The organism is Bradyrhizobium sp. CCBAU 45394 (assembly GCF_028128655.1).
Lineage (GTDB): Bacteria > Pseudomonadota > Alphaproteobacteria > Rhizobiales > Xanthobacteraceae > Bradyrhizobium > Bradyrhizobium diazoefficiens.
In genome coordinates this window covers 229,482-240,735 of sequence record NZ_LBIX01000173.1, presented here as the reverse complement: position 1 = coordinate 240,735, position 11,254 = coordinate 229,482, and the positions used below count along the sequence as shown (strand labels likewise).

Sequence of the window (11,254 nt, the reverse complement as noted above, 5' to 3'; positions counted from 1 at the left end):
CGCGACCGTGACGCTTGCGATCCTCTGCTCGGGACAAGGCGGACAGCATCGGGACATGTTCGCCCTCACGGGCGGCGCGCGTGAGGCCGCGGACCTGTTTGCGCACGCGGCGACATTGCTCGGTGGCAGCGATCCGCGCGATTTCGTCCGCGGCGAACCCGATGAGGCCCTGCACCGCAACCGTACGGGCCAGATTCTCTGCACCTTGCAGCCGCTCGCCGCGGCGCGCGCGCTCGCAGATGTCATTCCACGCGGCGTCATCATTGCCGGCTATAGTGTCGGCGAGGTCGCTGCCTGGGGTGTCGGCGGCTTGCTCGATGCAACCGCCACGCTCAATCTCGTGGCACGCCGCGCAGAGGCCATGGATGCGGCCACGCGCGCCGGCGACGGGCTGATCTTCGTCCGGGGTCTTTCGCGCCAGGAAGTCGGTCGGCTTTGCGAACGTCACGGCGCAGCGATCGCCATCGTCAATCCGGGCGATGCCTTTGTCGTCGGCGGTGGCCGTGAGGCGCTGGGCGGGATTGCCGACGACGCGCGGGCGATGCACGGCGCAAGGATCGTCGCGTTGCCGGTTGAGGTTGCCTCCCACACCAAGCGGCTTGCCGCGGCGTCTGCCGCATTTCGTGAGACCTTGCGCCTGGCACTGGCGGTATTTCCCCCGAGGACCGGTGCGCGCATTCTGAGCGGAATCGATGCCGCTCCGGTCGTCTCGCTCGAGAGCGGTCGCGACAAACTTGCCGCGCAGATTTCGCAAACCGTGCAATGGACGGATTGCCTGCAGGCCTGTGTCGAAGCGGGCGCTACGGGGTTTCTCGAGCTGGGGCCGGGACATGCGCTCAGCAGCATGGTCGCGGAAATCGGGGCCGGACTTCCGGCTCGCTCGCTGGATGATTTCAGGAGTCTTCAGGGCGTCGGCGCCTGGGCTGCGCGTCACCTGAGCGACTAGCCTCGCCGAGTTCCGAAGAGACGATGCCGTCGATCGCGCCGCGCGGTCGAAAAAGGGGGCCGTCCTTTGGGGGAGGACGGCCCTAAAATGCTCGTATGCCCAGGGAGGAGGGAGGCTCGAGCTGTGACTTGGGGTCTCAGTCACCTAACACGCACAGCATCGCCGATCCCGCGGCCAAAGTATTTCACGAACCCCTTGTGTTTCTCATTTCGCATGATTCAAGAGAAGTCCGCGGGCAGCACGTGAGACACGGCCTTGTATGTCGAAGCCGGATCGCCGCCGGAGAGCCTGGACGAAGCCGATGCGTTCCGGCTGGCGCAACGCCAGCGCGCGGGCGTGTCACCCGTGATCCGTTTGAAGACGGTCGAGAAATGCGCTTGGGTGCAGAAGCCGACGGTCAGCGCCACCTCGGCCAGGGCCGTCTCGGAATTCGACAGCAGCGATTTCGCACGCTCGATGCGCTGATGCAGCAGGTACTCGCGCGGCCGGTATCCCGTCGCGGCGCGAAACTGGGCCGCGAAGTGCATCCGGGACAGTCCCGCCACCTTGGCAAGCTCGGACAAGCTGATGCAGTGGTCGAAGTGCGTCCCGACGTATTCCTCCACGCGCCGCAGTCGCCATTTCGGCAAGGCATTGACTTTCGAGTGTGGCAGCTCGCGCCGGGCGAGGTGCATTGCCAGCGTCTGACCGATGCAGCGCGCGAATTCCCGGTCAGCCGAATGGCCGCGTTCGGTCAGCGCCTTCGCCAGCTGTTCGGCAAAGGGGTCGCGGAGCAGCACGAGGTCGTTGAGGCCTTCGGCCGAGGCTGTTCCTGCTCCAGGCCTTAGGAACGGAAAATAAGTGCTGGCCGAGACGTGGAAGTGCAGGAAGTCGCACGGCGCCGAGAACTGCGCACTGAGCTGCTGCAACGGTGCGCCGATATACAGCGTGCCTGCCGGCATGATGCCGTCGAAGATGGTGTGACGGCCTCTGGTCAGTTTGGCGCGGGACGTCTTCAAGGCGATGGCGAAGAAGTATCGGTCGGCAGGCGTCGTCGCCTCTTCGTGCCTTATGCCCGTTTGCGTGCAGGTCCAGCGCGAGATCGTGATGTCGTCAGGCGTGGCCGCGGGCTGGCGCCACCTCCGTTCGAGGGGAAATGCGCGAGTCTCCTGCGGGGAGGCCGGTTCGTGGCGGCTGGGTTGATACGTCGACCGGGCGCCGGCCGCTTGGATATCGGTGAGCATCGTTCGTCCCCGTGTCCTGGATTCTGCCGCCGTCGTGACGGCTGCCGAATGCAACTGGTCCATGCTCGAACGATAGGTGCGGCCTCGTCGAAAGGCTCGTTAAGGATGCTTAAGCGGTATTAGATTTTGCAAATGCGAGAGGTGCGACCGCATGTCGCAAAGAGTTCAATTGAACCAAAGGGATCAAGCACATGTGCAGTGAGGTCTGATGTTAGAGCGCAGCACCGGCCGGACCAGAGGTTTGACGCGGTGCCGTCTCGTCCGGTCGGGCGTGTTCGTCTAATTCAGAGCAGGCGTGTTCAGGGCAGACGTGGCGAGGCGTCGATGCCGGGTGTAAGGCCGGGCGCGATCGACTGTGCCGGGGGAACCGCGGGTTCGCGCGAATACGGGATCGCTTCCACCTCGGGGCGTTGCTGGGATGTGGCCTGCAGGCAGTTCGCACGCGGCGGTTGTCCTGCGCCGAACAGATCAGTGACGGGATCCACGAAGCTCGCGCGGAACCGGTCGAACCGGGTCTGGTGATCGCCCGCGGAGGGCTGTCGGATTGTCACCGTCGCCGTCATGCCCGAGACCAGCGGCACATCCGGCGGCACCGTGTCGATGGCGACGCGAACCGGTACGCGCTGGGCAAGCCGCACCCAGGTGTAGATCGGGTCGACATTGGGCAAGCCCTGCGTGCCCGCAGCGGCGTTCGACACGCTGACGCCTCGCGTCACGGTCTTCACATGCCCCAGGATCGGCTTGGCGTAACCAATCAATTGCGCTTCCGCGCGATCCCCGACGCAGACGCGAGCCATCTTGGTTTCCTCGAAATAACCGTCGATCCAGAAACTGTTGGAATCGATCACCGAGATGTTGCTGACGCCGGTGACGGCATAGTCGCCTGCGCGTAGCAGGAGATTCGTGACGTAACCATCGACGGGACTGGTCACGCTGGTCCGTTTCAAATTCAGCTCCGCCTGTGCGAGCTGGTGTGCCGCCGCCTCGTAGGCGGCCTTCGCCTGCGCTGCGTTGCCTGCATAGATCTGCTGCTCTTCGGGCGTCGTCGCGAGGTTGGACAGATGCCGACGCCGGTCGAACTCGGCCTGCTTCACCTCCAGATCCGCGGCCCGCTGGTCGACCAGCGCCTTGCCGATTCGGACGGCCACTTCGAAGTCGAAGGGGTCGATGACGTAAAGGACGTCGCCCTTGTGGACGAACTGGTTGTCGCCAACCCGCAGCGCCACGATCTTGCCTGCAACCTGCGGCGCGACATTGGCGACCTGGACACGCACGCTGCCGTTCCGCGTCCAGGGAGCAGTGACGTAGTGCTGCCAGGTCGCAACCGATATCAAGACGGCGACCAATGCGATGCCGAGGGTCGCGAGATGCTTGCCGGCGCCGAGCATGAATCGGCCGACAGCCTTGTGCAGCGGCCTCGCGGAGGGCGTTGCCTGTGTCGGAGGTCTGACGGTGTCCGCCGTGCGATCGCTGGTGTCGCGTGCCACGGTCTCCGGTGCGGCGGAGCCCTCCGCGGTACTTGAGGCATCGCCCGGTGCTTCGGCTGATGGTTCGCTGCGAAGCGGGGCGGCGTCGCGGGGCAGGGTAGCTTCCATGACTCTTCTCCCTAGAAGAACAGTGCGAGCATGCCGAACATCGCCACGTAGAGGCAAAGTTCGGCCAGCGACGGGTTGCTGAAGACTTTCGCGAATCCGATGAAGCGCAGCAGCGGGCGCAGTAACAGGAACGCGAGCAGCGCGGTTGCCGCATAGGAAACGATGGGGGCAATGAGCACGCCGCCGATGACGAGTTCCCGATAGGTGTTCATCATGGTCGTTTCCCTTGGCTGGAGTCGGCCGGAGATTGTGACGGCGCGAAGGCCACGCTTGCCGCAATCAGCGCGGCAATGGCCGCGCTGGCCGACAGGTCGCTTCGTGCTGCCGACTGGTGCAGCGCCTCGGCGGCAGCGAGGATCACGCCGCTGTTCCGACGGGTGAGGGCCTCTCGCGCGGCCTGCGCCGCTACGGCCAGCGGCCCCTGTCCGACCCGGTCCAGTTCGGCGCGGCAACGCCGCAGGGCTGCGGCCTGGTCGAAACAGCGCATCGCCGTGCCGGCCATCTGATCGTCGATCGCGGAGGGGCCGTTTGCGGTCAAAATCTGCTCGATCCGCGCCGCGTCGCGAAAGGCGGCTTCCTCCGGCGCGAGGTGGCGGGCTCGTCCACCGTCGGCGCGGCTCAGTTCGCGCCGGGCCTCTCCCAGTAGCAGGCGAACTCGCCGGTCGCCCGACAAGGGAGGCAGCAGCAGCTGCGCCGCGAAGACGAGCACGGACGACAGGCAGACAAACAGGCTCGTCACGAGAAACACCTCGGGGTCGTAGCTCTGCGGATTGGTTGGTGCGAGCACGACGAGGGTGAACACCAGCACGAGGCGGCCGATCGAAGACAGCATGGGGCTCGGCAGCGTGATCAGCAGTGCGAGGCCGATGACGACAGGCGCAAGACCGATAGCGAGCAGCTGAAATTCGGACACACCGTTGAAGACGAGATATTTCAGGATGCCAGCCAGCACGCAGGCGATCGGCGTCGCCATCACCGCCACCATCGTGAAGTTGCGCGGCGAGGGTGACGTCGAGCCGAGGCCGATGATCACCGCAACGAGCGAGAGGCAGAGCTCGGTGGTCGGCCAGCCCGTCAGGACGAAGACAATTGCAATCAGCGTGAACGAGATCGCAGCCCGTGCGCCAGTCTCGGCCGCGATGCGGCGCGAGCGATAGAGCGGTGCGCGCCATGCACGATACGGGCTCGTCCCTTCGCGCAGCGCATCGAGGCTGCCGCGGACTAGCGCGTTGTTTCGGCCGATTTCGGCCCGGAGCCAGGATCGGGATATCGCGACCAGCCCGGCTGCATCTGGCGCCAGCGCGGACGCGGCAGGGAGCGCTGCGAGCATGCGACCGAGCGAGAACGCGCCGACGAGATCGACCAGCGCGGAACGCGCGGCCGCGGTCCTTGCCGTGCCGATGCTCGATTCCGTCGTCAGGCTGGCGATCTCCGGACGCACCGCGGCGATGTCATGCAGCAGTCCAGCCCCAACGGCCGCGGATGGAGTCTCGCCGCGCTCGGCATCTCGCGCGAGATCCGTGACCCGGCGGTGCAGCACTTCGATGCGGCTTGCCAGAACCGGATGATAGCTCGGCGCGGCCAGAACCTCGTTCACAAGCGCCACCGCAAGGACGCCGATGCCGATGGCTGCGCCACGCGCGACGCCGGTCGGGAACACCTGTAGCGGCGTGTCGATCTGCTCGACGGCGATCAGGGCGACGGTGATGCAGCAGAGTGCCGCCGCATAGGCGCGATTGCCATCCAGCAGGCCGGCCACATAGGTGCAAAGCCCGACCCAGATGCCCAACACCACCAGCAGGAGGCCGCCGGTCTGGGAAAATAGGCCGGCGATCGCGATCGAGGCGATGACGCCGATGACGGTTGCGAGCAGCCGGTAGCCGGCTTTTTCCATACCCTGACCGCGTGTCGGCAGCGCCAGGACGGCCACGGTGAGGGCGGCCGACGACGGGGATTCGAGCTCGAGCCAGAAGCCCAAATACAACGCGAGCAGCATCGCCAGCCAGACCCGCAGCGCGAACGCCCAGGAACTTGCCGGAAAGCCGGCAAAGACCAGCGGGCGCGGCGCGGCGGCACTGGTGGTATTCACTGGCATCGTGCCCCATCCGTTTCCGGCAGAGCGTGCGGGCCTGCCGATCTCGCAAAATCAGCGCCGAATATGAGGTTTGCGGGGCTTGCCGGTATTTCCGGTCCACCAACCCGCTTGCCGGAATGCACGTCCGGTTGGGGGCAGGGGCCGTCTTGCGGACTACGGCGCGTGGCCTGCCAGCGCCTCTTCGAGGTAACGGATGATCTCGTCACCGCTGGAGGGCTTGCCGAGATAGCAATGCGCGCCAGCCGCCATCACGCGCCGGCGCACGGATTCGCTTGGAAATGCCGTCATGAAGATGATCGGGAAGCGTCGGCCGGACGCGATCAACTGTGCCTGCAGCTCATCGCCGGTGATGACAGGCATCTGGACGTCGGCGATCATGCATGCCGGGTCGTCTCCCGGTGCCTGCCGCAGGAAATCCATGCCGGATTCGTAGGCCTGGGCCTCGTAGCCGATCGAGCGCACCAGGCTCGCCAGCGACGTGCGAACGCCTTCGTCGTCGTCCACGATCGCAATCACCGGGGTTTTGGCCATTGGCACACAATCCTGACCGCGGTGTTCCGCAAGGAGGGCATCTCCCTTTGCGCGGCCGATGGCGCCTTATGCACCCGGGGCAGTCCCGCAGGAATTATACTCAGGTGTGATCCGTAGTCCCGCGGGTTTGGGATACCCCCAGCGCCTCGGCCTTGCGGACGAGGTCGGCCAGCGACCGAACCCCCATCTTGCGCATGACGTTCCCGCGGTGGATCTTGACCGTGATCTCGCTGAGGCCGATCAGGGCCGCGACCTGCTTGTTCATCAGGCCGGCGGTGACATGGCCCATCACCTCGCGCTCGCGCGCCGTCAGGGTCTCGTACTGGGCGCGGATGTCCTCCTTGGTCGCGGCTTCGGCACGGTGCTGCGCATCACGTTCGAGCGCCGCCGTCACCGCATCGAGCATGTCCTGGTCGCGAAACGGCTTGGAGAGGAAATCGACGGCACCGGCCTTCATGGCACGCACCGACATCGGAATGTCCCCATGGCCCGTCATGAAGATGATCGGATAGCTGATGCCCTGCCGGACGAGCTGGCTCTGCAGATCGAGCCCGCTCACGCCGGGAAGGCGGACGTCCAGCACGATGCAGCCGGGGCCGCCGGGCAGCGAGCCGCCGAGCAGTTCCGCCGGCGAGCCGAACAGGCGCGTCTCGAGGCCGACGGATCGGAACAGGCTGTCGAGCGAGGCGCGGATGCCCGCATCGTCATCGACGATGATGACAGTCGCGCTTGAGGGTTGCGTCGGCGGCTGAGCCTGGTTTGGTCGTGTCATGGCGAGGCGTGTTCTTGGCTATATGGCAATGTCAGGTGGAATGTCGCTCCCGAGCCCGGGGTGCTCACCACCGACAATCGGCCGCCGTGAGCTTCCACCGTCGTTCGGCAGATCGCAAGCCCCATGCCCATCCCGCCGTCCTTCGTCGTGAAGAACGGATCGAACAGGCGTGCCATGTCATCAGGCGGGATGCCCGGGCCGCTGTCCTGCACCGTGATGGCGAGGGTTTCGCTGTCCACGGTGCCGGCGCGCAGCGTGATGACGCGGGAACCGGGCCGGCCTGACATGGCCTGGCTGGCATTGATCAGAAGATTGACCAGGACCTGCTGCAGCTGAATCCGGTCGCCGCGAACCGGCGGCAAGCCGTGCTGCGGCTCGACGATGAGGGCGACGTCGTCCTTGGCGAGTTCGCGCGCGACCAGCGCAGTCGCCTCCTCAATGACCTCGCCGATTTGCAGCATATCCTGCTGGGGTGCAGCCTTCTTCAGGAAGGTCCGGATCCGGGTCACGATCTCGCTGGCGCGGCGGCCCTGAGCAACAACATGGCCGATCGTGGTGGCGACCTCCTTGAGATCGGGTACGTCGCGCCGCAGCCATCGCAAGCCGGCTTCGCCGCTGGTGACGATTGCCGCCAGCGGCTGGTTCACCTCGTGCGCAATGGACGCGCTGAGCTCGCCGAGGGTGGCAACGCGCGCAGCATGGGCGAGCTCGGCTTGCGCCGCGAGCAGTGCATCCTGAGCCTGCTTGCGCTCGGTGATGTCGACGACGAAGACGAGCACGTTTTGATCTCCGTCGGGTTCGGGCGGAAAGGTGATCGTGAACAGCACGGGGACCTTACGCCCGTCGAAGCTCACGAGCTGGGTCTCCCCTTCGTGAAACCGCTCTCCGTTCGCGAATGCGACCAGCGCGTCGAGGAAACTGCGATCATTCTCGCCCAGCAGCTTGTCGGCGTTCTCGATGAAGGCCGCAGAGCCGCTTGCCCCCGCCATCTTCTGCAGGGCCGGATTGACGTCGGTGATTCTGGCGAGGCGGCGGGCATGCCTGACGAAATCGGGGTTGCGTGCCAGATAGTCGCGCAGGTCCGCCCCTCCGGTCTGCAGCGAATCCAGCGCGGTCCGCAGTCCGCTCCAGTCCTCCTCGACGACGCCGATCCGGCTTGCGTCGAACATCCGGCGGTATCGTTGCTCGCTCTGCACCAGCGCGCTGTGCGCCGCCACGCGGTCCGTAACGTCGGTGTGCGTTTCGAGCACCCCGACGGGTTTGCCGAGATGGTCGTGCTGAAGGGCCCATCGGGCGTCGACGGTGAGCGCGGCGCCGGCCTTCGTCCGTTGCTCAACCCTGCCTTCCCATCGCCCGGTATCGAGCAGGCTGGCCTCGATGGCTTCCCGCCGGTCGGAATAGCTGGTCCGCAGAAGCTTGTCGGCGAGCTGCCCGAGCGCCTCGTCGGGCGACCAGCCGTAAGTCTGTTCCGCGGTCTTGTTCCAGAACGTGATCACGCCGCCGCGATCCCTGACGAAGATCATGTCATGCGAGAGATTGAGCAGCCGCGCTTGCGCCGCGAGGCGCGTCGTCGCCGCGTGATTCTGCAGCACCAGCAGGGTGGTGATCCCGATCGCCGCGAGGCTCACCAGCGCGCGAAGGGCGGGCGAGGCGATTTCATGCAGATCGTGCGACAGCAGATAGGCGGTTATGGTCAGGACGACACAGCCGGTCGCGGCGACGATGATGTCGTTGCGCCGATTCGTCCTCGCCGCAAGGAGGATCGCGATGACATAGAGGACTGCGACCGCGCCCTCGAGCGGCGTCAGCACGTCAACCATGAAGACCGCGAAGGCGAGGGCCGCGGACCAGAACCGCAAGCCGGCGCGGCTCATGGATGAACCCGTGGGCCGATCAAGGTTCGTCATCGTCGCAGGCTGTGCTTCTTCTCATAGCAGCCACGTTGATGCCGCGATTTGATCGCGTCCACAATATCCAGCCGGCCGATTTTCGTGCTCTCGTGGAAGACTTCCTGGACAGTTGAATCCGGCGCGGGCGCGACCGGGAGATTCTCCGGCGGAACGAGGCTTCTCGGTGATATCGCCGATCACGGCCGCGTCAACTTACCGCAGGCGCGCCGAGCCGCCGGCCTCGTGCGTCCGTAGCTGCGGACGGGGTGTTCCGCTCGCACTCTCGCCCGGTGGCTGTACCGCGATCATACCTAGGTATGACGCAGTTAACCCGAGACCTTATCCATGCACCCGCGCGTAGAATGGAGCGCGCGGATCGCCGAACTACTCTGCTCCCATCGCATTCGGACAAGTCGTCAGACATTGCCGATGCGAAATGGAACAAGGAGTTCGACGATGTCGCTGCAGATGTCACACCCGCAAAATGCCAAGGACCATGTCGCCGCCGCAATCGACGTCTCGTCAATCGAACGTGGGCGGCTGCGGTCATCGAGACGTTCACGGCGCTCCGGCGAGGAGGCCATGACGCTCTCCCTCGTTCATCTGGATGTTGCGCTGGCCATCGAGCCGCCTGCGCCGGACGTGCGGGGATCTGCCGACAGCGAGCCGAGCTTCAGGGTGTCCGCGAAACGGCTTGCGTGCGCCTCCTCGGAGGTCGATCGGGAGACGGGCGCGGAAGGATTCACGGATCCGGTGATGCAGCGCCTCGCGGATGCGCTCGCGGCCACCAAAGCCATGCACCATCCCCATTCTGCCATCCTTGTCGATGCGCTGCGTCTGGCCATTCTGACCCGCAAGGCAAGCCGGCGGACGGTGGCCGGACAAGGCCAGCCCGAGTCGGCCGAGGGTGATCATGAAGGCCGGGTTTGCCGGGCGGTGCGGTCGTTGCAGAAATGGCGCCTCAAGCGCGTCATGCAGTATGTCGACGACAATCTGGCCGCGAAGGTGACCTTGGAGCATCTGGCCGCCGTTGCCGGCCTTAGCCGGATGCACTTCGCGGCGCAGTTCCGGGCGGCCGTCGGCATCAGGCCGCACGAGTATTTGCTGAAGCGGCGGATCGAGCGGGCCCAGGAATTGCTGCAACAAGCTGACGTCTCGCTCGTCGACATCGCCTTGACCGTCGGGTTCCAGACGCAGGCTCATTTCACGACGGTGTTCAAGCGCTTCGCGGGCGACACGCCGTATCAATGGAGGAGCGCCTATCTCGCGCAATTCCTGCCGCTGCCGCCCGTCGGAGCAAGACCGTCATGAGCAACCCTGGCATTCAGGCCCTGCTGCTGCAGCTGGTCGGCATTCATTCGGCGCTGGTGCACCATGAGATCATGGGATTGTTGGAGATCGCTCGCGGTCTCGGCGCCTCCTATCGGTTCGCATCCTCGGAACCCGGGGCGGGCGCCTTCTACGGTCGCGTTACCATAAACTTCTGCAGGCTCATTGCCGCCGGCATCGCGCACTATGCCTTGATGGAGCCGTCGATCGAAGAAACGGCCACGCAAAGCTGAAGGAGACGGAGCCAGTCTCGGAATGTCGAGAATGCTGTACCTTTCAACGGGGATTGACTGACACCCTCCGCCATCCCACGATTTTGTGCGGCAAGCAACGATTCCGAACTATTTCGAGCGCGATAGCTGTTAGGCCTCAGGCGTCATCGCGAGAATCTCCTCCAAGCCCAAGAGCCCAGAATGAATGCAAACGACATCACGCGCATCGCGAACAGGAATCTGCCCAGCAAGTCAGCGGTAACAACATATCATATGCCGGGCGGCGGCGGGTTGCTGTGGGTGGTGGCGGTTTCACCTGATCGCACCCAGGACATTCGCATACAGACGCTGAGCGCCTTGGGCGTCATCGATACTTATCTGAAGGATGCGGGTCTGGACCGTACGCGCATCGTCAAGGCTGAGATCGTGGTGACCGACCACGACAACAAGCCAGCCTTCGACGAGGCCTGGGCGAGCTGGATGCCGGCGGGTTATGGGCCGGTGCGCTCGTTCGTGCAGTCGGTCATGCCCGATGGCGATATGATCGAGATCATCATCACTGCCGCTCTGCCGGCGGGCGCGCGCGACACGTCTCAGGCGTCAGGCTGAAGATCCCCGAAGCTTGTTCGCTTTGCCCCGTCTTGCCGGCGCTCATCGGCCAT

General features: G+C 65.2%; 12 protein-coding genes. 5 read left to right on the top strand and 7 right to left on the bottom strand.

Going from position 1 to position 11,254, the window contains the following annotated elements; genetic code table 11:
- Nucleotides 1-7 precede the first annotated feature (7 nt).
- Complete coding sequence (locus WN73_RS32560; RefSeq protein ID WP_271556251.1) at nt 8-946, top strand: acyltransferase domain-containing protein; 939 nt, start codon at nt 8-10, stop codon at nt 944-946.
- Between the two features lie 218 nt (nt 947-1,164).
- Here WN73_RS32560 and WN73_RS32555 read toward each other — a convergent pair whose 3' ends face one another.
- The 7 genes from WN73_RS32555 to WN73_RS32525 all read right to left on the bottom strand — a co-directional run bounded on the left by WN73_RS32555 (nt 1,165) and on the right by WN73_RS32525 (nt 8,790).
- Nucleotides 1,165-2,169 (bottom strand): AraC family transcriptional regulator, encoded by a 1,005-nt coding sequence (locus WN73_RS32555; RefSeq protein WP_039186323.1) that lies wholly within the window; start codon nt 2,167-2,169, stop codon nt 1,165-1,167.
- A gap of 299 nt (nt 2,170-2,468) precedes the next feature.
- Nucleotides 2,469-3,764 carry a biotin/lipoyl-binding protein gene (locus tag WN73_RS32550; RefSeq protein ID WP_028175268.1) on the bottom strand — a complete coding sequence of 432 codons (1,296 nt, stop codon included), beginning with the start codon at nt 3,762-3,764 and terminating at the stop codon, nt 2,469-2,471.
- 11 nt (nt 3,765-3,775) lie between these two features.
- A complete protein-coding gene (locus WN73_RS32545; RefSeq protein WP_028175267.1) occupies nt 3,776-3,979 on the bottom strand; it encodes a DUF1656 domain-containing protein in 204 nt (67 codons plus the stop codon).
- A complete protein-coding gene (locus WN73_RS32540; RefSeq protein WP_028175266.1) occupies nt 3,976-5,859 on the bottom strand; it encodes an FUSC family protein in 1,884 nt (627 codons plus the stop codon). Before WN73_RS32540 ends, WN73_RS32545 begins: the two co-directional genes overlap by 4 nt.
- A gap of 153 nt (nt 5,860-6,012) precedes the next feature.
- Nucleotides 6,013-6,390 (bottom strand): response regulator transcription factor, encoded by a 378-nt coding sequence (locus tag WN73_RS32535; protein ID WP_028175265.1) that lies wholly within the window; start codon nt 6,388-6,390, stop codon nt 6,013-6,015.
- Nucleotides 6,391-6,490: 100 nt separating this feature from the next.
- Nucleotides 6,491-7,162 carry a response regulator transcription factor gene (locus WN73_RS32530; RefSeq protein ID WP_028175264.1) on the bottom strand — a complete coding sequence of 224 codons (672 nt, stop codon included), beginning with the start codon at nt 7,160-7,162 and terminating at the stop codon, nt 6,491-6,493.
- Nucleotides 7,159-8,790, bottom strand: a complete 1,632-nt coding sequence (locus WN73_RS32525; RefSeq protein ID WP_271556250.1) for a PAS domain-containing sensor histidine kinase — start codon at nt 8,788-8,790, stop codon at nt 7,159-7,161. Before WN73_RS32525 ends, WN73_RS32530 begins: the two co-directional genes overlap by 4 nt.
- A gap of 30 nt (nt 8,791-8,820) precedes the next feature.
- Here WN73_RS32525 and WN73_RS32520 point away from each other — a divergent pair, with 30 nt between their 5' ends.
- The 4 genes from WN73_RS32520 (at nt 8,821) to WN73_RS32505 (ending at nt 11,201) form a co-directional block, all read left to right on the top strand.
- Nucleotides 8,821-9,042, top strand: a complete 222-nt coding sequence (locus tag WN73_RS32520) for a hypothetical protein (protein WP_232675214.1) — start codon at nt 8,821-8,823, stop codon at nt 9,040-9,042.
- A 465-nt stretch (nt 9,043-9,507) separates the two neighbouring features.
- A complete protein-coding gene (locus WN73_RS32515; protein WP_028175262.1) occupies nt 9,508-10,362 on the top strand; it encodes a helix-turn-helix domain-containing protein in 855 nt (284 codons plus the stop codon).
- Nucleotides 10,359-10,613, top strand: a complete 255-nt coding sequence (locus tag WN73_RS32510) for a hypothetical protein (RefSeq protein WP_011083087.1) — start codon at nt 10,359-10,361, stop codon at nt 10,611-10,613. The genes WN73_RS32515 and WN73_RS32510 overlap by 4 nt, the downstream gene beginning before the upstream one ends.
- Nucleotides 10,614-10,793: 180 nt before the next feature.
- Complete coding sequence (locus WN73_RS32505) at nt 10,794-11,201, top strand: RidA family protein (protein ID WP_039186318.1); 408 nt, start codon at nt 10,794-10,796, stop codon at nt 11,199-11,201.
- Nucleotides 11,202-11,254: the final 53 nt, after the last annotated feature.

What these genes read in the sequence shown, in the direction of transcription:
- WN73_RS32530 (WP_028175264.1), bottom strand. Translation starts at nt 7,162, where the DNA reads ATGACACGACCAAACCAGGCTCAGCCGCCGACGCAACCCTCAAGCGCG.
- WN73_RS32540 (WP_028175266.1), bottom strand. Translation starts at nt 5,859, where the DNA reads ATGCCAGTGAATACCACCAGTGCCGCCGCGCCGCGCCCGCTGGTCTTT.
- WN73_RS32555 (WP_039186323.1), bottom strand. Translation starts at nt 2,169, where the DNA reads ATGCTCACCGATATCCAAGCGGCCGGCGCCCGGTCGACGTATCAACCC.
- WN73_RS32505 (WP_039186318.1), top strand. Translation starts at nt 10,794, where the DNA reads ATGAATGCAAACGACATCACGCGCATCGCGAACAGGAATCTGCCCAGC.
- WN73_RS32510 (WP_011083087.1), top strand. Translation starts at nt 10,359, where the DNA reads ATGAGCAACCCTGGCATTCAGGCCCTGCTGCTGCAGCTGGTCGGCATT.
- WN73_RS32515 (WP_028175262.1), top strand. Translation starts at nt 9,508, where the DNA reads ATGTCGCTGCAGATGTCACACCCGCAAAATGCCAAGGACCATGTCGCC.
- WN73_RS32545 (WP_028175267.1), bottom strand. Translation starts at nt 3,979, where the DNA reads ATGATGAACACCTATCGGGAACTCGTCATCGGCGGCGTGCTCATTGCC.
- WN73_RS32550 (WP_028175268.1), bottom strand. Translation starts at nt 3,764, where the DNA reads ATGGAAGCTACCCTGCCCCGCGACGCCGCCCCGCTTCGCAGCGAACCA.
- WN73_RS32535 (WP_028175265.1), bottom strand. Translation starts at nt 6,390, where the DNA reads ATGGCCAAAACCCCGGTGATTGCGATCGTGGACGACGACGAAGGCGTT.
- WN73_RS32520 (WP_232675214.1), top strand. Translation starts at nt 8,821, where the DNA reads ATGCAGATCGTGCGACAGCAGATAGGCGGTTATGGTCAGGACGACACA.